Consider the following 18616-nt stretch of genomic DNA (forward strand, 5'->3'; position numbering starts at 1 on the left):
AGCTGTCGCGCGACATGATCGCGAAGGCCGCTTTCGAGGTCATCGAGCGCGAGGGCCTGGCGGGCTTTTCGATGCGCAAGCTGGCGCAAGCGCTCGGTTGCGAGGCGATGAGCATCTACCATCATTATGCCTCGCAGGCGCATCTGTTCGAGGCGCTGGTGGAAAGGCTGGTCGGTGAACTGGAGATCCCGTCGCGCGATCTGCCCTGGCGGCAGCGGGCGCGGGCGGTGATGGGCGACTTCCGGGCGGTGGGGCGTGCGCATCCGGCCTTTGCGCCGTTTCTCGTTACCTACCGCATGAACTCGCCGAAGTGCCTGCAATGGCTCGACGGCGTGCTTGGCGTCTTCGAGGAGGGCGGCTTTGGCAAGGAGCGCTCGGCACGGCTTTTCCGGGCGGCCGGCTACTATCTGATGGGCGCGATCCTCGACGAGACGGCAGGCTATGCCAAGGGCGCGTCGGCGGTGACCACGGTCGATGACGCGCAATTGCGGCGCGATTTTCCTAATGTGGCGGCGGCCGGTGCATTCTTCACCGTCGCCGAGTTCGACAAGACCTTCGACCTCGGCCTCGACATGCTACTCGACGAGATGGAACGGGAAGTTGCCGGCAATGGCCGGCCCGGCCTTTCCGGCATGGCGCAAAAGCCGTAGTAGGGGAGCGTCGTCCGGTCAGGGCGATTGCTGTTTCCGGCCCAGTTTCGAGCGACATAGAGTTTCGAGCGTCATGCGGTTCCTGTTTCTACTCATCCTGCTTGCCGGTACTGGTCTCGGCATCCTCTATCCCTGGGCGACGACCAATTTTGCCGGTCGCGAGATCGGCACCTACCGCGCCTATGACCGCGCCGCTGGCTATCGCCCGGTCGAGGTTGCGCTGGCGTCGAGCGACGCGCCGGTGCGCGTGCTGGTCGACTTGACCACGCTGGCGCCGCCGCAGGTCAATCCGGCGAGCGCGGTGCTGACCATCACAGCCTCGACGCGCGGCCAGACCGTGCTGGCTGAGGCGCTGAATTTCTATGACACCACCCCGCGCGAGCGCAGTCCGCAGCTGCCCGACCCGGTGTTCCGCGACGATGCCGGGCTGATCCGCGAGGTCCAGCCGGGAAGCTATCGCTTTGTCATCGAGCAGGGCGACGCCGACAACGTCCAGGTCCAGCGCGTCGATCTCATCCTGCGTTCGGGCGGCCTCGAGGTTGACGAGCGCGCCCAGCCGATTGGGCTGTCGCTGATGGCAGTCGGCTTCGTCGGCCTGGTGCTGTCTTTGCGCCGCAAGAAGGACAGCCAGCCCGACAATCCCAATTCACAGCCGCCCAATTCGCCGCCTCCTGCGCCGCGCTGGGGCAGGGACGCCGACAAGTCATGAACTACCGCCACGCCTATCATGCCGGGAACTTCGCCGACGTCGTCAAGCACGCCGTGCTTGCCCGGCTCGTCGAATATCTCAAGCGCAAGGACAAAGCGTTTCGCGTCATCGACACCCATGCAGGCATAGGTCTCTACGATCTTGCATCTGAAGAGGCTCAAAAGACGGGTGAATGGCATGACGGCATCGGCCGGCTGATCGACGCGAAGCTGCCTGCAGATGCTGCCGAACTGCTGGCGCCTTATCTGGACGCCGTCCGTGCCGTCAACGCCGAGGGCGGCATCGAACGCTATCCCGGTTCGCCTGTGATCGCCCGGCATCTGCTGCGCAAGCAGGATCGCCTGTCGGCGATCGAATTGCACCCCGAGGACGCGAGGACGCTTGCCGCGCAGTTCGAAGGCGACTTCCAGACCCGGGTCACCGAACTCGACGGCTGGCTGGCGCTTGGCGCGCATCTGCCGCCCAAGGAAAAGCGCGGGCTGGTGCTGGTCGATCCGCCCTTCGAGATCGGCGGCGAGTTCGACCGGCTGGTCGACGGGCTGAAGAAGGCGCACCGGCGCTGGCCGGGCGGCATCTTCGCCCTGTGGTATCCGGTCAAAGACCGCAAGGCGGTAGCGGCGTTCCGCGACGACCTTGCGGACGCAGGCATCCCCAAGATCATGGACATCGAATTCTACATCCGGCAGCCATCGGCCGAACCACGGCTCGACGGCACCGGCATGGTGGTGGCCAATCCGCCCTATCAGCTGGAAGCTGAGCTCAAGACCATGCTGCCGGCACTTGGCAAGCTGCTGGCTGAAGGGCCCGGCGCGCGCTGGTCGGTCGAGTGGCTGGCGGGCGAAGCTGCGGCTTCTTGACCGCAACGCGGCGAAACCGCAAACTGGGTTGCACAAGCCTTGGAGTGGGAACCATGAGTCGCGTCGCCAGCACCATCTTTGCCGCAATGATTGGCCTCGGAGCGGCCCTGTCGGGCGCAGGCTCTGCGCAGGCAGCCGACCTTTCCGTTGGCGCCGACTATTCCGATCCCGGCATTTGCGGCAATGCGGCGGTGCTCAACCGCATCACCAGCCGCTTCAGCTACCAGGTCCGCCACGTGCCGAACCTGCCGCAGGTCGCCATCACCGATTTCCAGCGCATCCACGAACACCGCTACGAGCCGGCCGATGAGAGCCATCCGATCGGCCGCCGTTATTGCGGCGCGACCGTGGTCTTGTCCGATGGTGCCGACCGCGACATCTGGTACCTGATCGAGGAAGGCATGGGCTTTGCATCGATCGGCGACAATGTCGAGTTCTGCGTGTCGGGCTTCGACCGCTGGTACGTCTATAACGGCCGCTGCCGCGTCCTGCGCTGAGGCCGGCTCGGCTGAGATGATCCGCAACGTCCTGAGGGTCGCGCTGACAAGTGCGGTCTTTGCCGTGTTGGCCGCCTGTGCGCCGGCCGAGCAGTCGCAGCCGTCCGACACGACATCAACCGAAACGAAGCAGGCGGCATCAGCCGTTCCGCGTGGCGAGGGCTTCGATTTCTACGTCCTCGCTCTGTCCTGGTCGCCGAGCTATTGCGAGGCCGAGGGCGAGCAGGCCAACGGCCAGCAATGTCGCGCCGGCCGGCCCTATGCCTTCGTCGTGCATGGACTTTGGCCGCAATATGAGCGCGGCTTTCCCGAGAGCTGTCCGACCAACAATAGCGATGTTTCGAGCGACAGGCTACGCAGCCTCTACGACCTGATGCCCTCGGCCGGCCTGATCCGCCATCAGTGGCGCAAGCACGGCACCTGCACCGGGCTTAGCCAGGACGACTATTTCAAGGTGCTGCGGGCGGCCCGCGAGAAGATCGAAATGCCAAAGGAATTCAAGAGCCTGGACAGCTATCGCACACTGTCGCCTGATCAGGCTGAGCGCGCATTCCGGCAGTCCAATCCCGAGATGTCGGCCGATTCGGTCGCGGTGACCTGCGACCGGCGCTTCCTGCGCGAGGTGCGCATCTGCATGAGCAAGGATCTCGCCTTCCGCGCCTGTCCCGAGATCGACCGCCGCGGCTGCCGGCTCGACAAGGTGGTAATGCCGCCCGTGCGTGGCCGCTGATTCCGGCTATCCTTGATTCTGGCGAACTCTGCTTCTGGCGTCCCTGATTATGCTGGCTGCATGTTGCCGCAGCAGCACGTGCTGATATGGTCGCCGGCGCAAAAGGGGACCTCCATGCCGAAACTCTTCTATTCTCCCGCTTCGCCCTACAGCGGCAAGGTCCGCATGGCGGCCGCTTACGTTGGGATCGCGGTCGAATCCGTCACCGTCGAGACCGGGCCGCAGCCGGCGCTGCTGACCGACGCCAATCCGCTCGGCAAGATCCCGGTCTGGATCACCGACGAAGGGCAGAGCATCTATGATAGCCGCGTCATCACCCAGTATCTGAACCGGCTGTCCGGCAACAAGCTGTTCCCGCGCAATGCCGAAAAGCGCCTCGATGCCGAGCGCCTGGAAGCGCTGGCCGACGGCATCTGCGATTGCCTTTTGGCGATCGTCTACGAACGTCGCGGGCGTCCGGAGGAGATCGTCCACCAGCCCTGGATCGACAAGCAGTGGTCGAAGGTGACGCGTTCGCTCGACCTGCTCAACGCCAACCCGCCAAAACTGCCGAAGGCGATCACCACGGGCCAGATCGCGCTCCGGGCGGCGATCGGCTATCTCGACCTGCGCTTCGCCGGAAAGTGGGAAAAGGGCCGCCCGCGCCTCAAGCGCTGGGCCGCCCGCTTCGACGAGAAGTTCCCGGAGCTGAAGGCCATAATCCCGCAAGGCTGAGACCTGCCGGGGCAGCGGCCGGTTGCGTTCGCTCGGGCTTGGCACTCAGGCCTGGTTGGACAGCTTCGACCAGCTCTTGGGCAGGATGTCGGGATTGCTGGCGGACGGATCGGCAAACCATAACGCCGGCCCGATGACGATCTTTTCGGGCGATCGGTTGAGCCAGGCGCCCCACCAGGAAAAGCTGGAGTTGGCGATGACATGATGGCGGCAGGCGCTCATCAGGCGCATGTCCTCATAGTCGGCGTCGCGGCCATTATGGCCCATCACCCGTTTCTCGACCGGGAAGGAGAGATTGTCGCGGGCCCAGTCGGGATCGTCGGAGAAGACATAGATGACCGGTTCTTCCGCCATCTTCGACGCCATCAGGTCAACAGCCTTGGCGTAATATTGCTTCGAGCAGGCGGCAAACAGCGCCTGGTTTTCCGGCAGGAGGTAATCGCCACGACGGACATGCAACGAGATTGCAGGGCATGCCGCGATGTCGGCAAGGTGTTTTGCATTTTCGTCGCTGGGCGGCGTGACGATTCGGAGGTCGTCCCGGATTGTTTCGATGCAATCGGCAAAATAGCGTTCCGACTGCCAGTAGCCGTCGAGCCAGACGTTGGTGCGAGGCACAAGCATTGAGGCGTCGAAGCTGAGGGCGCGTTCCCTCACACGATGCGGCGGAAGCCTCAGTCCGCGCCAGAGAAGGTAGCGCAGCCGCTCCTCCTTCCGTAGCGGCGGCAACCTTCCAGCAACGACGGCTTGGCCGATGTTGAAGTGGTTCAGCCGGAAAGTGACTGACGGCGCACTATCGAAATACCGCTTGTCCAGCAGCAGGGAACTTTGGCTGCGGATTGCCATGGCGCGGCCCATGGCAAACTGGAACATCTGGTTGCCCAGGCCGCCATATATCTTGCTGATTATCTGCCGGTTCATTCGTGTGATCGAGTCCGCCGCAATTTGCCGCTTAGTGGCAGCGGTTGTCGAAGAAATCAAATCTGGAGATCGTGAGATCGCATTTGTCCGACGACACGCTGCAAATGAGGCGCGTGTGCAAATGTCATTCCCATTCGCCAGACTGTAGTTTACTGGCTTTCGCCTTCACGTCGCGCAGGCAGGATCAAGAATGTTGCGAAAACTGATGAGCCAATTTGGCTTCCTGGAAAAACACCGGGAGCCGCTGGCGTTGCTGAAGGACGGCTTGGCTGCGCAGCTTGGCATTAAGACGGCCATTCACGTTGGGGCACATTATGGCGAAGAGCGCGAGGCCTACGAGTCGCTGGGTTTCAGCGATGTGCTTTGGGTCGAGGCATCCGCGGATGCGTATCGGCAACTCGTCGACCGCCTTGCCAAGCCGACTGGCGCCAGGACGCGCCATGTGGCGATCAATGCGTTTGCCTCCGATGTCGCAGGTCTGGGCGTAACCCTTCGCCACTTCAGCAATGAAGGCGCTTCCAGTTCAATCTTTTCGGCGACTCCGTTGTTTCGGGAAACCTGGGGGCATGTAGAAGAGACGGGCGTTACCGAAGAGGTTGGAACGGATACGCTCGACCACATTGCCCAGTCGAACGGATTTCAGAACGCTGATCTCATCGCCGCGGACGTGCAGGGCGCAGAGCTGATGGTTTTGAAGGGAGCGACATCGCTGTTGGCCAATGCCAAGGCGGTGATCGTGGAGGTTTCGAAGGAGCAGTTCTACGAAGGCGGGGTGCTGCAGCCCGAGCTGAAGGTATTTCTCGGCCGCCACGGGTTCATCGAACTCCGCCGCGCGCCAAGGCATGGCGACCAGCTTTTCTTACGGACAACTACCTTTGGTTGGCTACGACGCTTTTGCGAGACTTTCAGGTCGAGATAACCTTTTTGTTCTCTGTTGCGGTTGACCTTCACAAAACAAAAAAGCCGGGCGTGAGCCCGGCTTTTTCGTTTGTGCTGATCTCAAGGATCAGAACTTCATACCGACGCCGAACTGGATGCGGTGATCCTTGTTCGAGATCTTGGTGTCGCCTGCGCCGAGAGCGAAGGTGTCGCTGCCCAGGTCGGTGTAGCGGTACTCGACACGGCCGAAGACCGACTCGGTGAGCTTGACGTCGGTGCCGACGCCAGCGGTCCAGCCGAGCATGGTGTTCTTGTCGGAAATGCCGCCTTCAGTCGCCTTGACCTGTGCGCCAGCGCCACCAGCGGTAGCGTAGAGCAGGATGTCAGGGGTCACGACGTAGCCGAGACGGGCACGCAGCGAGCCTTCGAAGCCGTTCTTGACGGCGGTGCCGGCGTTGTCGCCCTTGACGCCGCTGTAGCCGAGATCGCCTTCGGCGCCGAGGACGAAGTTTTCCATCTGGTAGTTGTAACCAGCGAAAGCGCTGCCGAGGAAGCCGCTGGTGCTGATCTTGTTGCCAGCTGCGTCAGCTTCGCCGCTGAAGCCGTAACCGATGGTCACACCGGCATACGGGCCCGACCAGGTGTTGAGCGGGGGCTGTTCCATCGGCGCGGCAGGTGCCGGCGGCTCTTCCATGACGACGTCGGCAGCGAATGAAGGCATGGAAGCCAGCGCGACCAGGCCGAACGCCGCAGCGAGCGGACGAGCGTGCTTGAGAATGGCAGTCATTGTTTTACTCCTTAAGCCAACTAGACACTGGCTCTTTTTCAACTGGCACCCCTAGCCCGTCCGGGGGGAGAAACGGGCTGGGCGCCGAACAGTTCCGAATGTCGTGTCGAAATGCGGCTGAACCGAACCTGAAGTTGGGTGATTGCCCGGCGCAAATGAGGCTGAAGCGTGACGTTGCATGTGCGCAACAGCCTTGTCAGGAGCTTTGCCAGCCATTTGCCTGAAGCCGCTTGGTACAAGGGGTTGGGCGTTCTATATCTCGCATGCCAGCCTGCTTCGCTGGCAGGTTTTCGGGCGGTACCGCTGGCTTTCGCCACATTGCCGCCAGATCGATGAACGGCTTTTTACATAGGTTACCAAGAGGTAGCCGAAACCTGCCTTTGCGGAAGCTGGCGGACAGCATGAGAGGACGACTGGATGGCTGACATGGCGGGCAACGTGCTGGTGACGGGTGGGGCCAAGCGTATCGGCCGCGCGATCGTCGAAGACCTTGCCGCGCATGGCTTTGGCGTTGCCATCCATTGCAATCACGCGCGCAAGGCGGCCGATGATCTTGCCGCCACCATCAATGCCGGTGGTGGCCGGGCCGTCGTCGTCCAGGCCGACCTCGCCGATATGGCGGCGGTGGACGGACTTGTCGCTGACGCCGCGACGGCACTCGGGCCGATCTCGCTGCTGGTCAACAATGCGTCGGTCTTCGAAGTCGATTCGGTCACCGATTTTGGCTGGGAGATATGGGACCGCCACTTCGCCCTGCATGTGAAGACGCCGGCACTGTTGGCGAAGAACTTTGCCGCCGCATTGCCCGAGGGCGCCGACGGCCTGATCGTCAACATGATTGACCAGCGCGTGCTCAAGCCGACACCGCAATATTTCTCCTATTCGCTGTCGAAGGCGGCGATGTGGGCAGCGACAAGGACGATGGCGCAGGCGCTGGCGCCGCGCATCCGCGTCAATGCCATCGGCCCCGGCCCGACTCTGCCGAGCTCCCGCCAGGATGCCGCTGCTTTCGCCGCCCAGCTCGACGGGCTGATCCTGAAGCACGGGCCGGCGCTGGCGGAATTTGGAGCGACGATCCGCTATCTCTGGCAGTCGCGGTCGGTGACCGGCCAGATGATCGCGCTGGACGGCGGCCAGCATCTTGCCTGGCAGACGCCTGACGTGACAGGCATGGTGGAATGAGTCCACGCCAATCCGATACCGGCACGAGCCTCCGCAAGGGCGCCAAGGCTGCCGAAGACATGCCCGACGTCGATCTCGATGACGACGAGGCGGCGGAAGAGATTGTCGTAGCCTCCGGTCCGGACCTGCCTTTCACCGCGATAGACTGGAGCGCGCACGCTGGCGATGCCGACGGCATGGTCGGCGCCGAGGTGATCCAGACTTTGGTCAAGCGGCTGCCCAACGCGCCGGGCGTCTACCGCATGATGAATGCGGCGGGCGACGTGCTTTATGTCGGCAAGGCGCGCAGCCTGAAGAAACGCGTCACCAACTATGCGCAGGGGCGATTCCACACCAACCGCATCGGCAAGATGGTGCGCGAGACGGCGACGATGGAGTTCGTCGTCACCCGCACCGAGATCGAGGCGCTGCTGCTCGAAGCAAACCTGATCAAGCGTCTCAGGCCGCGCTTCAACGTCTTGATGCGCGACGACAAGTCGTTCCCCTACATCATGCTGACCAGCGACCACACCGCGCCCGGCATCTACAAGCACCGCGGCGCGCGCTCACGCAAGGGCGGCGACTATTTCGGGCCGTTCGCCTCGGCGCAGGCGGTCGGTCGCACCATCAACTCGCTGCAGCGCGCCTTCCTGCTGCGCAGCTGTACCGACTCGTTCTTCGACAACCGCACGCGGCCCTGCCTGTTGTTCCAGATCAAGCGTTGTGCGGCACCTTGCACCGGCGAGATTTCGCGCGAGGGCTATGACGAGCTGGTGCAGGAGGCGAAGGACTTCCTCTCCGGCCGCAGCCAGAAGGTGAAGACCGAGATTTCCGGCCAGATGCAACATGCGGCCGAGGAGCTCGATTTCGAACGCGCCGCCGTCTATCGCGACCGCCTGGCGGCCCTGTCGCATGTGCAGAGCCATCAGGGCATCAACCCGCAGACCATCGACGAGGCCGATGTCTTCGCCATCCATCAGGAAGGTGGGCAGACCGGTATCCAGGTGTTCTTCTTCCGCACCGGCCAGAACTGGGGCAACCGCGCTTATTTCCCCAAGGCTGACTCGTCGCTGGAGGCGGCCGAAGTGCTCGGCTCGTTCCTGGCCCAGTTCTATGACGACAAGCCGTCGCCACGCGCGATCCTGTTGTCACATGGGGTCGAGGAGCAGGAACTGCTCGCCGAAGCGCTGTCCACCCGCGCCGGCCACAAGGTGGCGATCTCGGTGCCGCAGCGCGGCGAGAAGAAGGACATCGTCGACCACGCCGTGCAGAACGCCCGCGAGGCGCTCGGCCGCAGGCTGGCAGAAACGTCGACCCAGGCGCGGCTGCTGGAGGGCTTTGCCCAGACCTTCGGGCTGGACAAGCCGCCGGTGCGCATCGAGGTCTACGACAACTCGCACATCATGGGCACCAATGCGGTCGGTGGCATGGTGGTTGCGGGGCCGGAGGGCTTCGTCAAGAACCAGTACCGCAAGTTCAACATCCGCTCGACCGACATCACCCCCGGCGACGACTTCGGCATGATGCGCGAAGTGATGACCCGCCGCTTTTCGCGCCTGCTCAAGGAGCATGGCGGCGACCAGCCCGAGACGGAAGAGGCCGAGGGCGTCGAGGACGCCGGCGCGTTTCCGGCATGGCCCGACGTCATCCTGATCGATGGCGGCCAGGGCCAGATGACGGCGGTGCGCGCCATGCTGGCCGAACTAGGTATCGAGGACCGCGTCATTGCCATCGGCGTCGCCAAGGGCCAGGACCGCGAGGCCGGGCGCGAGCGTTTCTTCGTCAGGGGCAAGGATTCGTTCTCGCTGCCGGTGCGCGATCCCGTGCTCTATTTCGTCCAGCGCCTGCGCGACGAGGCGCACCGCTTTGCCATCGGTTCGCACCGGGCACGGCGCAAGAAGGAGATGGTCAAGAACCCGCTCGACGAGATCGGCGGCATCGGACCGAGTCGCAAGCGCGCGCTGCTGCTGGCCTTCGGTACCGCAAAGGCGGTGAGCCGGGCGGCTGTCGACGACCTGATGGCCGTCGAGGGCATCTCGGAATCCATCGCGCGCCTTGTTTACAACCATTTTCACGATAATGGGTGATCAACGAGAATTGTCGTCCGGCGTCTGATCGGGCTATCGATAGACAGTTGACCCCCAAGCCCCCGTTCTGATTTCACTACGGCAGACGAAAGAGCATAAGAGACCATGGCCCAGCGCGCATTCAATCTGCCCAACATGCTGACCTACGCGCGTATCGTGGCCGTGCCGCTCGTCGTATTGTGCTTCTTCCTCGAGGGCACGTTGAAGTCGAGCGACTTTGCCCGCTGGAGTGCGCTTGTCATCTTCATCGCCGCCAGCGTCACCGACTATCTTGACGGCTACCTGGCGCGCGCCTGGAAGCAGACATCGAACATCGGCCGCATGCTCGATCCGATCGCCGACAAGCTGCTCGTCGCCACCTGCCTGCTCTTGCTTGCCGCCGATACCGACCATCGTGGCGGCATTGCCGGCTGGTCGCTGTGGGCGGCGATCATCATCCTGTGCCGCGAGATCCTGGTCTCGGGCCTGCGCGAATATCTCGCCGCGCTGAAAGTCAGCGTGCCAGTGACCCAGCTCGCCAAGTGGAAGACGGCGATCCAGATGGTGGCCATCGCCTTCCTGCTTGCCGGCCCGGCCGGCGACAAGATCTTCCCGCTGACCACCCAGGTCGGCCTCGTGCTGCTGTGGATCGCGGCCCTTGTGACGCTTTACACCGGCTACGACTATTTCCGCGCCGGCCTGAAGCACATCATGGACGAGTGAGACCATGACCAAGCTCATATATTTCGCCTGGGTGCGCGAGCGGATCGGCAAGGCCGAAGAAGAGGTCGAGCTGCCCGCCGACGTGAAGACGGTGAGGGAGCTGCTTTTGTGGCTCAAGTCGCGCGGCGAGGAATTCGAAAGCGCCCTGCAGCATCCTGAAGTGATCCGGGTTGCGATCAACCAGGAGCATGTCGATCACCGCGAGCCGATCGGAAGTGCGCGTGAGATCGCGCTGTTTCCGCCGATGACGGGCGGCTGAAGCCGATGACTGTCGTGCCGATGGTGCGCATCCAGGCGGCCGATTTCGACGTCGCCGCCGAGATCGCGCTGCTGACGCAGGGCAGGGCGGATGTCGGCGCCGTCGTCACCTTTACCGGCCTGTGCCGCGACGAGGCCGGCAGCCTTGCTGCCCTCGAACTCGAGCATTACCCTGGAATGGCCGAAGCCGAGATCACGCGCATCGCCAACGAGGCGATGGCGCGCTGGCCGCTGGCCGGCATCACCGCCATTCACCGGTTCGGCAAGATCAGGCCGGGCGAAAACATCGTGCTGGTCGTCGCTGCGTCCAGGCACCGGCAGGCAGCCTTCGAGGCGGCAAGCTTCCTGATGGACTATCTCAAGTCGCGCGCGCCGTTCTGGAAGAAGGAGCATCGCATCGACGGCACTGAAGGCGGGTGGGTCGACGCCAAGGAAAGCGACGAAGCTGCCGCCGCCCGCTGGGCGAAGTCCTGATCGATGGTGGCCGCTGTCGACATCGGCGGCCATGGAACCACCTCATTTCTTTGTACTTTTGGCCCTCATACCCCGAGGCTTTGCAGCTTCGGGGGCAGATGGGTGGCGCACGTCGCGCCTTGGCAACAACTGAAACGGGGAGGCTGCCTTGCTCTGCAAGCTCGCGGAATTTCTAGTGTTTGGCTTCGCGCCGCTGTTGGTCGGAATGCTGGCGGTGCCTGTCGTGGCAACGGCTGACGAGACCTTGGTCACCGGCGAGGTGCTCTATCGCGAGCGCATCGCCTTGCCGCCGAACGCGGTGCTTTCGGTGCAGCTTGCCGACATTTCCCTGGCCGACGCTCCCGCCAAGATACTCGGCGAGCAGAAGATCGATCCGGCCGGCCAGGTGCCGATCAGGTTTGCCATCCCTTTCGATCCCACCGCGATCAAGACCAACATGACCTACGCGCTGCAGGCGCGCATCAGCGTCGATGACCAGCTCTGGTTCATCAATGATGTACGCCATTCGCTCGATCCGCTGACGGCGGGACCGCAGACGATCCAGGTCAAAATGGTCCGCCAGTCCGCTGGCACCGAGGAGGTCACGATTTTTGACCGCGACTGGGTTGCCGAGGAGATCGACGGCGCGGCCGCCCACGACAAGGCCAAGCCGACGCTGCAGATCGGCAAGGACGGCAAGGTGTCGGGCCGCGGTGGCTGCAACGGTTTCTTCGGCAGTGCGAAGGTCGATGGCAGCAAGGTGACGTTTGGCCAGATCGGCTCGACGCAGATGGCCTGCGAGCAGGCTGTGATGGACCAGGAGCACAAGTTCCATCAGGCGCTCGAGCGCGCGGCCACGTTCAAGATCGAGCAGGGCAAGCTCGTGGTGGCCGACAAGGACGGCAAGGACATCCTGCGTTTCGCTGCCGGAAGCTGATTGAATCAGTTTCGCCGATAGTCCTGTCAAGCCTTTGAAATGTCTGGCTGGCAGGTGAAATTGGCAGCTCATGATCAAAGAAAAAGCCGGGGCTCGCACCCCGGCTTTTTCGATTCTGGATCAGCAACTTGGCAGCTGCTGTTCGCTGGCTGGATCAACCGACGACTTCGGTGCCCGAGAACCAGTAGGCGATCTCTTCAGCTGCGGTCTCGGGGGCGTCCGAGCCGTGCACCGAGTTTTCGCCGATCGACAGGGCGTGGACCTTGCGGATGGTGCCTTCGGCAGCGTTTGCCGGGTTGGTGGCGCCCATCACTTCGCGGTTCTTCGCGATGGCGTTCTCGCCCTCGAGAACCTGGACGATCGTCGGAGCCGACGACATGAACTCGACCAGCTCGCCGAAGAAGGGGCGTTCCTTGTGGACGGCGTAGAAGCCTTCGGCCTCGCGACGGCTCATCCAGACGCGCTTCGAAGCAACGACGCGCAGGCCGGCGTCTTCGAGCATCTTGGTGATGGCGCCGGTCAGGTTGCGGCGGGTTGCGTCCGGCTTGATCATCGAAAATGTGCGTTCGATCGCCATGATAGGTCCTTGTGATCTCTGGGATTTGCAGTGTGGCGGGGTCTATACAGGCCGCCCGCCGCATTGCCAAGGGGCTAGGCCGCCGCAGCCACGCGGCTTGCCAGGCCGCCATGCAGGGCGAGGCAGCGGCCAAACCAGGCAGCGATTGGGTCGGCGTCGTCGAGCAATTGGTAAGGCGTGGCGATGCGCGCCCATTGCAGCGCGCCGAACACGATGTAGTCGGCAAACAGGGGGCCATCGCCGCCAATCCAGGGCTGATAGGCAAGCATGCTGCGCAGCGGCTCGAGCGATGCCCTGAAGCTGGCGAGTCCGGCATCGCGCCCCGCCGTCACCTCTTCAAGCGTCTTGCCGAAACGCGCTTCCCGGCTCCTACGGAAATAGTCGGCGTTGGCCTCGTCTTGCATGCCGTGAAGGGCGGTCAGCGCGGCGGCACTGATAAAGGGATGGATGGTCAGTTGCGACCAGCGCTCGATGAAGCGGGCATGCGCCTCGCCGCCGGCGCCACCAAACAGCGACGGACGATCCAGATAGGCATGTTCGAGATGGAGCGCGATGGCGAAGGAATCGGCGACCACACTATCGCCGTCGCGGATGACCGGCACGGTCTTCGAGGCGCCGCCTTCGATATCAGGCACTTCGAGGAAGCGCGTCGGCACGGTGCGGTATTCGAACCCCTTATGCGCCAGCGCCATCGCCACCTTCCAGCAATGCGGACTGAACGGGCGCGTCATATCGCTGCCCACGAGGTCGTAGAGGAGAATGGTCATTGGCGGCTGTTCCCGATGGGCTGTAGTAAGAAGATGATTTTCGAAGCACCGAAGGATATCGGATGAAACAGCATTTCATGATGTTGGCCGCATATAATCAATGGGCCAACGAGCGTGTCTATGAAGCAGCAGCCGACCTGGACGCGGAAGAATATGAGCGCGACACCGGGGCGTTCTTCAAGTCGATGAAGGGAACGCTCAATCATCTGCTGGTCGCTGACCGCGTCTGGCTGAAGCGTTTCACTGGCGAGGGCGATGCGCCGTCATCGCTCGACGCCGTCATCCATGGCGACTTCGCCAAGCTGCGCGCCGCGCGCCAGGCCGAGGACAAGCGTATCGTCGAGTGGATCGGCTCGCTCAGTGACAAGGCATTCGCTGGACGGTTCACCTACATGACCGTCACCGACATGCGCACAATCTCCCAGCGGCTGGCGCCGGCCCTGATGCACCTTTTCAACCACCAGACCCATCATCGCGGCCAGGCGCACATGATCCTGACAGTGCTCGGCCGTCCGTCCGTAGCTTTGGATTTGATTTACTTCCAGCGCACGGAAGACGGCAGAGCATTCGCTTGAGGTTGCATAAAATTTTATATTCTTAAACGTGTCGTGAAGTGGACAAAATTGCTTTTTGCGTCGAGTAGCGAAAGAGAGCAGCGTTAGTAAAAAGAAAAGGATAATTGCCGGGCATGTGAAACTCGTAGTCGCATGGGTGCGTAACTGAAGGAGCACCAGTCTAAGGCGACTGGGTGCTTGGTTCGAAAACCACAGGGAGACATCCATGACTAGTATATCGAAGGCAATAGCCAAGACACTGGCGGGTGGTATCGTTTTCGCGGCGCTCTGCGCCCCGGCCAGCGCCCTGGACATCGGCGACCGTAGCAAGGGCCTCGGCGTCTCTGTCGACATCGGTAATTCAAATGGACTCGGCGTCGACGTCGGCGCAACCGTTGGCGGTTCGGGCGGTGTCAACGCCGATGTCAACGCAGATATCGGCGGCACCAAGGGTCTGGCGGATGCCAAAGCCAACGCGACCGTCGGTGGTAACAACGGCCTGACCGCCAATGCCAGTGCGAATGTCGCTGGCAACCAGGGCCTGGCCGGCGTGAACGCCAACGTCGGCCTTGGCGGCAACACGCTCGCAGACATTGGCATCAACATCGGCGGACCCGGCATTGGTGGACCTGGCGGTCCCGGAGGCCCTGGTGGACCCGGAGGCCCCGGCGGACCTGGCGGACCTGGCATCAACCCAGGCGTCATCGGTGGCATGAATTCCGCTCAGGTGGCAGCCTATGTGAAGCGCTGCAAGATGGTGCTGTCCAACCCGGCGGCATTCGAAAGCGACCTGCGCGAACTGTGCAAGCTGCTGCGTACCGCAAGCCGCTAAGGCTTCGCGAAGAATTTCGGACGGCCCGCGATCTGCGGGCCGTTTTGATTCCGAGGGACGGTCGGCCCAACTGCTTGTCATGAGATGTCTGGATCATCGGATAGGAGCTTCTGGGCGGCGCGGTTTGCCTTGTCTTTGACCATGATCTCGTCCAGTTCAGGCAATCGCGACTCCGCCCGATCCGGCAGCGGTCGCTTTCTCTTTTGTCAGGCCATCTCTTTTTCCAGGAATTACCTCCGTGCGTCCATTCAGCGACAAGACCGGCCAGACGATCGTGCTGTTGCTCATTGCCGGCTCCGGCATGGTGGCGATCGCCCGGGGCATGAGCCTGACCTTCCTGGCGATCCGCCTGCAAGGCGATTTCGGCCTGAGCCCGGCATGGATCGGCGTGCTGATCGGCACGGGGCCTTTGCTGGGTGCTGCCGTCAGTCCGTTTGCCGGCACGATTTCGGATCGTATCGGCCGGCGGGTGGTGCTGGTTACGGCGCTGATGTTCGCCGGCCTCGGCCTTGTCGGCCTCGGCCTGGCGCAGTCGGTTGCGGCCTTCGCGCTCGCGCATATCGTGTCGTCGGTTTCGGCTGCGGTATATGAGCCGGTGTCGCGCGCGCTGATGAGCGACGCGGCGCCTGAAAAGCTCCGGCTCAAGATGTTTTCGTGGCGCTACCTCGTCATCAATGCCGGCTGGGCCGTCGGGCCGATGATCGGCCTTGCCATCGGCGCCAATTCGCCGTTGCCTTTCGTCATCGCCGGCATCGTCCACTTCGTCTTTGCCGCGGCGATCTTCACCATCGTGCCGGCGGCACTGGCCGAACGCGGCGGACAGGGCACGGTGCAGCAGGCGCCCGGCTTGCGCAGGCTTGGTGCTGCTTTGCGCGACCGCCGGCTGTTGTTTTATGTCGGCGGCGGCACGCTGTTGATGGCGGTCTATGGCCAGTGGTCGGTGACCTTGTCGCAATACCTGACCACCAATATTGCCGACGGCATGAAGATCTTCGCCTGGCTGGTCACCACCAACGCCGCCGTGGTGGTGCTTGCCACCGCACCGGCGCGCATGGTGATCGAGAGGATCGGGCCGTTGCGGGCGATGGTGCTGGGCTGCCTGCTGTTCCTCGGCGGCGAACTCGGCTTTGCCGTTTCCACCGATGCAACCATGCTGATCGGCTTCATGGTGCTGTTCACCATCGGCGAGGTTCTGGTCGTGCCAGCCGAATATGTTCTGGTCGACAAGATCTCCAATGACGGTAATCGCGGCGCCTATTTCGGCGCCCATTCGCTGAGTTCGGTGGGCAATTTCATCGGCCCGCTGTTTGGTGGGCTGGCGCTGGGCGCGTTTGGCGGGCAGGGCATGTTCATGCTGTTTGCCATGCTGGCCGCCGGCAGTGCGGTGCTGTTTGCCATCGGCCATGCCTCGCCGCCGCCTGCTGCATCAGACGGCGAGGCGGTCGATGCGACGGGCGAGATTGCAGGCGAAGCGCTGCACCGCAGCCACCGGCCGGCCTTCGCCTGATCCCTGACACTGGCTCATTCCATCATGCGTCGTTCCTAATGGGTGCGGCGCGCTCTTGCCATTGCCGCAACTCTCGGCCAAAACCGCCACGCCATGCTCATCATCAATGAACTTTCCCTCCGCATTGCCGGACGCCTGCTTCTCGACCACGCGTCGCTGACCCTGCCTGCCGGCACCAAGGCTGGCCTGGTCGGCCGCAACGGCACCGGCAAGACCACGCTGTTCAAGGCAATCACCGGCGACTTCAGCTCGGAAACCGGCAGCATCAGCCTGCCCAAGAACACGCGTATCGGCCAGGTTGCCCAGGAAGCGCCCGGCACCGAGGAGCCGTTGCTCGAAATCGTGCTCAAGGCCGATGTCGAGCGCACGGCACTTCTCGCCGAGGAGCAGACCGCCACTGACCCGCACCGCATCGCCGAGATCCACATCCGCCTTGCCGACATCGACGCGCATTCGGCAGAGTCGCGCGCAGCCACCATCCTCGCCGGCCTCGGCTTCGACGATGAGGCACAGCGGCGTCCGGCCTCGTCCTTCTCGGGCGGCTGGCGCATGCGCGTGGCGCTTGCCGCCGTGCTGTTTTCCGAGCCCGATCTTCTGCTGCTCGACGAGCCGACCAACTATCTCGATCTCGAAGGCACGTTGTGGCTCGAGAACTATGTCTCGAAATATCCGCACACGGTGCTCTTGATCAGCCACGACCGCGACCTGCTCAACCGCGCCGTCAATTCGATCGTCCATCTCGATCAGAAGAAGATGACCTTCTGGCGCGGCGGCTACGACCAGTTCGAGCGCCAGTTCGCCGAGCAGCGCGAGCTGCAGGAAAAGGGCCGCGTCAAGCAGGAGGCAGCGCGCAAGCACCTGCAGTCTTTCGTCGACCGCTTCCGCGCCAAGGCCTCGAAGGCACGCCAGGCGCAGTCGCGCATCAAGGCGCTGGAGAAGATGAAGCCGATCGCGGCGCTGATGGAAGACAATGTGCGCCCGTTCAGCTTCCCCGAGCCGGTGAAGACGGTTGCCTCGCCGATCGTCGCCCTCGACAAGGTCAATGTCGGCTACCAGGCCGACAAGCCGATCCTGAAGAAGATGACCTTGCGCATCGACGCCGACGACCGCATCGCGCTGCTCGGCGCCAACGGCAACGGCAAGTCGACCTTCGCCAAGCTGCTCGCCGGCCGGCTCAAGGCCGAGACGGGATCGGTGACGATCGCGCCCGGGCTCAAGGTGGCGATCTTCGCCCAGCACCAGCTCGACGATTTGAGGCCCGAGGAAAATGCCTATGAGCATGTCCGCCGGCTGATGCCGGAGGCGCCGGAATCGAAGGTGAGGGCGCGTGTCGCCCAGTTCGGCCTGCCGACGGAAAAGATGAACACCGCCGCCAAGGACCTGTCCGGCGGCGAAAAGGCGCGGCTTCTGATGGGCCTGTCGGCCTTTGACGGGCCGAACCTGTTCATCCTGGACGAACCGACCAACCACCTCGACATCGACAGCCGCGAGGCGTTGATCATGGCGCTCAACGAGTTTCCGGGCGCGGTGATCCTGATTTCCCACGACCGCCACCTGCTCGAAGCCACCGCCGACCGGCTGTGGCTGGTCAAGGACGGCTCGGTCAACCCGTATGACGGTGATCTCGAGGACTACAAGACGTTGGTGACGGGCGTGTCGGGCGACCGGCGCAAGGAGCGCGAGGCCGACAAGGCGTCGAAGGCCGACAAGCGCCGCGAGGCCGCGGCCCGGCGCGCGGCGATGGAGCCGCTGGCCAAGGAAATCCGCGCCACCGAGGCGCTGATGGACCGTATCCGCAAGCGCATCGACGGCATCGAGGACCAGCTGGCCGATCCCAAGCTGTATGAGAAGGACCCGACGACGGCGACGCAGCTGGCCAAGGAGCGTTCGCAGCTTGGCACCCAACTCGCCCAGAACGAGGAAAAGTGGCTGACCATGTCGGCCGAATATGAAGAAGGCGTCGCCGAATAGAGCCTTTCACTCTTCCCTGGGGCGGGCATCACCTAGACTGAACATACGGCATTACCTAGACTCAAC

At 63.2% G+C, this 18616-nt stretch carries 21 protein-coding genes; 17 read left to right on the forward strand and 4 right to left on the reverse strand.

What is annotated here, in order from left to right; translation table 11 throughout:
* Positions 1-14: 14 nt before the first annotated feature.
* From ACSQ3E_RS08450 to ACSQ3E_RS08475, 6 genes are all read left to right on the forward strand, one after another.
* Positions 15-650: a TetR/AcrR family transcriptional regulator gene (locus ACSQ3E_RS08450; RefSeq protein ID WP_436122330.1), complete on the forward strand. Its 636-nt coding sequence runs from the start codon at positions 15-17 to the stop codon at positions 648-650.
* 73 nt (positions 651-723) lie between these two features.
* Positions 724-1359, forward strand: a complete 636-nt coding sequence (locus tag ACSQ3E_RS08455; RefSeq protein ID WP_436122331.1) for a hypothetical protein — start codon at positions 724-726, stop codon at positions 1357-1359.
* Positions 1356-2216 (forward strand): 23S rRNA (adenine(2030)-N(6))-methyltransferase RlmJ, encoded by an 861-nt coding sequence (locus tag ACSQ3E_RS08460; protein WP_436122332.1) that lies wholly within the window; start codon positions 1356-1358, stop codon positions 2214-2216. Before ACSQ3E_RS08455 ends, ACSQ3E_RS08460 begins: the two co-directional genes overlap by 4 nt.
* A gap of 53 nt (positions 2217-2269) precedes the next feature.
* The gene (locus tag ACSQ3E_RS08465; protein ID WP_184773779.1) at positions 2270-2713 is read left to right on the forward strand and encodes a hypothetical protein; all 444 of its coding nucleotides are present in this window, start codon (positions 2270-2272) and stop codon (positions 2711-2713) included.
* A 16-nt stretch (positions 2714-2729) separates the two neighbouring features.
* On the forward strand, positions 2730-3443 hold the full coding sequence (locus tag ACSQ3E_RS08470) for a ribonuclease T2 family protein (protein WP_436122333.1): 714 nt from the start codon (positions 2730-2732) through the stop codon (positions 3441-3443).
* Between the two features lie 114 nt (positions 3444-3557).
* On the forward strand, positions 3558-4157 hold the full coding sequence (locus ACSQ3E_RS08475; protein WP_436122334.1) for a glutathione S-transferase family protein: 600 nt from the start codon (positions 3558-3560) through the stop codon (positions 4155-4157).
* A gap of 45 nt (positions 4158-4202) precedes the next feature.
* Here ACSQ3E_RS08475 and ACSQ3E_RS08480 read toward each other — a convergent pair whose 3' ends face one another.
* Positions 4203-5078 (reverse strand): alpha-1,2-fucosyltransferase, encoded by an 876-nt coding sequence (locus tag ACSQ3E_RS08480; RefSeq protein ID WP_436122335.1) that lies wholly within the window; start codon positions 5076-5078, stop codon positions 4203-4205.
* A 205-nt stretch (positions 5079-5283) separates the two neighbouring features.
* On the opposite strand from ACSQ3E_RS08480, the gene ACSQ3E_RS08485 reads away from it, so the two are divergent.
* Entirely contained in the window at positions 5284-5997 is a 714-nt protein-coding gene (locus ACSQ3E_RS08485; protein WP_436122336.1) for an FkbM family methyltransferase, read from the forward strand.
* Between the two features lie 87 nt (positions 5998-6084).
* Here the strand turns inward: ACSQ3E_RS08485 and ACSQ3E_RS08490 are convergent, their stop codons facing one another.
* Positions 6085-6744 carry an outer membrane protein gene (locus ACSQ3E_RS08490; RefSeq protein WP_310324724.1) on the reverse strand — a complete coding sequence of 220 codons (660 nt, stop codon included), beginning with the start codon at positions 6742-6744 and terminating at the stop codon, positions 6085-6087.
* 417 nt (positions 6745-7161) lie between these two features.
* On the opposite strand from ACSQ3E_RS08490, the gene ACSQ3E_RS08495 reads away from it, so the two are divergent.
* The 6 genes from ACSQ3E_RS08495 to ACSQ3E_RS08520 all read left to right on the forward strand — a co-directional run bounded on the left by ACSQ3E_RS08495 (position 7162) and on the right by ACSQ3E_RS08520 (position 12342).
* A complete protein-coding gene (locus ACSQ3E_RS08495) occupies positions 7162-7926 on the forward strand; it encodes an SDR family oxidoreductase (protein ID WP_436122337.1) in 765 nt (254 codons plus the stop codon).
* A gap of 59 nt (positions 7927-7985) precedes the next feature.
* A complete protein-coding gene (uvrC, locus tag ACSQ3E_RS08500; RefSeq protein ID WP_409014662.1) occupies positions 7986-9992 on the forward strand; it encodes an excinuclease ABC subunit UvrC in 2007 nt (668 codons plus the stop codon).
* A 105-nt stretch (positions 9993-10097) separates the two neighbouring features.
* Positions 10098-10694, forward strand: coding sequence for a CDP-diacylglycerol--glycerol-3-phosphate 3-phosphatidyltransferase (gene pgsA / locus ACSQ3E_RS08505; RefSeq protein ID WP_310324731.1), 597 nt, complete (start codon positions 10098-10100; stop codon positions 10692-10694).
* Between the two features lie 4 nt (positions 10695-10698).
* Positions 10699-10953 (forward strand): molybdopterin converting factor subunit 1, encoded by a 255-nt coding sequence (gene moaD, locus ACSQ3E_RS08510; RefSeq protein ID WP_310324733.1) that lies wholly within the window; start codon positions 10699-10701, stop codon positions 10951-10953.
* Between the two features lie 5 nt (positions 10954-10958).
* A complete protein-coding gene (locus tag ACSQ3E_RS08515) occupies positions 10959-11426 on the forward strand; it encodes a molybdenum cofactor biosynthesis protein MoaE (protein ID WP_436122338.1) in 468 nt (155 codons plus the stop codon).
* A 148-nt stretch (positions 11427-11574) separates the two neighbouring features.
* A complete protein-coding gene (locus ACSQ3E_RS08520; protein ID WP_436122339.1) occupies positions 11575-12342 on the forward strand; it encodes a YbaY family lipoprotein in 768 nt (255 codons plus the stop codon).
* Positions 12343-12496: 154 nt separating this feature from the next.
* Here ACSQ3E_RS08520 and ndk read toward each other — a convergent pair whose 3' ends face one another.
* Together ndk and ACSQ3E_RS08530 are read right to left on the reverse strand one after the other, a co-directional pair.
* Complete coding sequence (ndk, locus tag ACSQ3E_RS08525; protein ID WP_018427138.1) at positions 12497-12919, reverse strand: nucleoside-diphosphate kinase; 423 nt, start codon at positions 12917-12919, stop codon at positions 12497-12499.
* Between the two features lie 74 nt (positions 12920-12993).
* On the reverse strand, positions 12994-13686 hold the full coding sequence (locus ACSQ3E_RS08530) for a glutathione S-transferase family protein (protein WP_436122340.1): 693 nt from the start codon (positions 13684-13686) through the stop codon (positions 12994-12996).
* A 62-nt stretch (positions 13687-13748) separates the two neighbouring features.
* On the opposite strand from ACSQ3E_RS08530, the gene ACSQ3E_RS08535 reads away from it, so the two are divergent.
* From ACSQ3E_RS08535 to abc-f, 4 genes are all read left to right on the forward strand, one after another.
* Positions 13749-14261 carry a DinB family protein gene (locus ACSQ3E_RS08535; RefSeq protein ID WP_310324747.1) on the forward strand — a complete coding sequence of 171 codons (513 nt, stop codon included), beginning with the start codon at positions 13749-13751 and terminating at the stop codon, positions 14259-14261.
* A gap of 205 nt (positions 14262-14466) precedes the next feature.
* Positions 14467-15072 carry a hypothetical protein gene (locus ACSQ3E_RS08540; protein ID WP_310324751.1) on the forward strand — a complete coding sequence of 202 codons (606 nt, stop codon included), beginning with the start codon at positions 14467-14469 and terminating at the stop codon, positions 15070-15072.
* A 238-nt stretch (positions 15073-15310) separates the two neighbouring features.
* Positions 15311-16579 (forward strand): MFS transporter, encoded by a 1269-nt coding sequence (locus tag ACSQ3E_RS08545; RefSeq protein ID WP_436122341.1) that lies wholly within the window; start codon positions 15311-15313, stop codon positions 16577-16579.
* Between the two features lie 93 nt (positions 16580-16672).
* On the forward strand, positions 16673-18550 hold the full coding sequence (gene abc-f, locus ACSQ3E_RS08550; protein WP_436122342.1) for a ribosomal protection-like ABC-F family protein: 1878 nt from the start codon (positions 16673-16675) through the stop codon (positions 18548-18550).
* The last annotated feature ends 66 nt before the right edge of the window (positions 18551-18616 follow it).

The organism is Aminobacter sp. LjRoot7 (genome assembly GCF_964252895.1).
Taxonomy (GTDB): Bacteria; Pseudomonadota; Alphaproteobacteria; order Rhizobiales; family Rhizobiaceae; genus Aminobacter; species Aminobacter aminovorans_B.

What these genes read in the sequence shown, in the direction of transcription:
- moaD (WP_310324733.1), top strand. Translation starts at nt 10,699, where the DNA reads ATGACCAAGCTCATATATTTCGCCTGGGTGCGCGAGCGGATCGGCAAG.
- ACSQ3E_RS08460 (WP_436122332.1), top strand. Translation starts at nt 1,356, where the DNA reads ATGAACTACCGCCACGCCTATCATGCCGGGAACTTCGCCGACGTCGTC.
- ACSQ3E_RS08515 (WP_436122338.1), top strand. Translation starts at nt 10,959, where the DNA reads ATGACTGTCGTGCCGATGGTGCGCATCCAGGCGGCCGATTTCGACGTC.
- ACSQ3E_RS08535 (WP_310324747.1), top strand. Translation starts at nt 13,749, where the DNA reads ATGAAACAGCATTTCATGATGTTGGCCGCATATAATCAATGGGCCAAC.
- ACSQ3E_RS08495 (WP_436122337.1), top strand. Translation starts at nt 7,162, where the DNA reads ATGGCTGACATGGCGGGCAACGTGCTGGTGACGGGTGGGGCCAAGCGT.
- ACSQ3E_RS08475 (WP_436122334.1), top strand. Translation starts at nt 3,558, where the DNA reads ATGCCGAAACTCTTCTATTCTCCCGCTTCGCCCTACAGCGGCAAGGTC.
- ACSQ3E_RS08480 (WP_436122335.1), bottom strand. Translation starts at nt 5,078, where the DNA reads ATGAACCGGCAGATAATCAGCAAGATATATGGCGGCCTGGGCAACCAG.
- ndk (WP_018427138.1), bottom strand. Translation starts at nt 12,919, where the DNA reads ATGGCGATCGAACGCACATTTTCGATGATCAAGCCGGACGCAACCCGC.
- ACSQ3E_RS08490 (WP_310324724.1), bottom strand. Translation starts at nt 6,744, where the DNA reads ATGACTGCCATTCTCAAGCACGCTCGTCCGCTCGCTGCGGCGTTCGGC.
- ACSQ3E_RS08465 (WP_184773779.1), top strand. Translation starts at nt 2,270, where the DNA reads ATGAGTCGCGTCGCCAGCACCATCTTTGCCGCAATGATTGGCCTCGGA.
- ACSQ3E_RS08470 (WP_436122333.1), top strand. Translation starts at nt 2,730, where the DNA reads ATGATCCGCAACGTCCTGAGGGTCGCGCTGACAAGTGCGGTCTTTGCC.
- ACSQ3E_RS08540 (WP_310324751.1), top strand. Translation starts at nt 14,467, where the DNA reads ATGACTAGTATATCGAAGGCAATAGCCAAGACACTGGCGGGTGGTATC.
- pgsA (WP_310324731.1), top strand. Translation starts at nt 10,098, where the DNA reads ATGGCCCAGCGCGCATTCAATCTGCCCAACATGCTGACCTACGCGCGT.
- uvrC (WP_409014662.1), top strand. Translation starts at nt 7,986, where the DNA reads ATGCCCGACGTCGATCTCGATGACGACGAGGCGGCGGAAGAGATTGTC.
- ACSQ3E_RS08450 (WP_436122330.1), top strand. Translation starts at nt 15, where the DNA reads ATGATCGCGAAGGCCGCTTTCGAGGTCATCGAGCGCGAGGGCCTGGCG.
- ACSQ3E_RS08485 (WP_436122336.1), top strand. Translation starts at nt 5,284, where the DNA reads ATGAGCCAATTTGGCTTCCTGGAAAAACACCGGGAGCCGCTGGCGTTG.
- ACSQ3E_RS08530 (WP_436122340.1), bottom strand. Translation starts at nt 13,686, where the DNA reads ATGACCATTCTCCTCTACGACCTCGTGGGCAGCGATATGACGCGCCCG.
- abc-f (WP_436122342.1), top strand. Translation starts at nt 16,673, where the DNA reads ATGCTCATCATCAATGAACTTTCCCTCCGCATTGCCGGACGCCTGCTT.
- ACSQ3E_RS08455 (WP_436122331.1), top strand. Translation starts at nt 724, where the DNA reads ATGCGGTTCCTGTTTCTACTCATCCTGCTTGCCGGTACTGGTCTCGGC.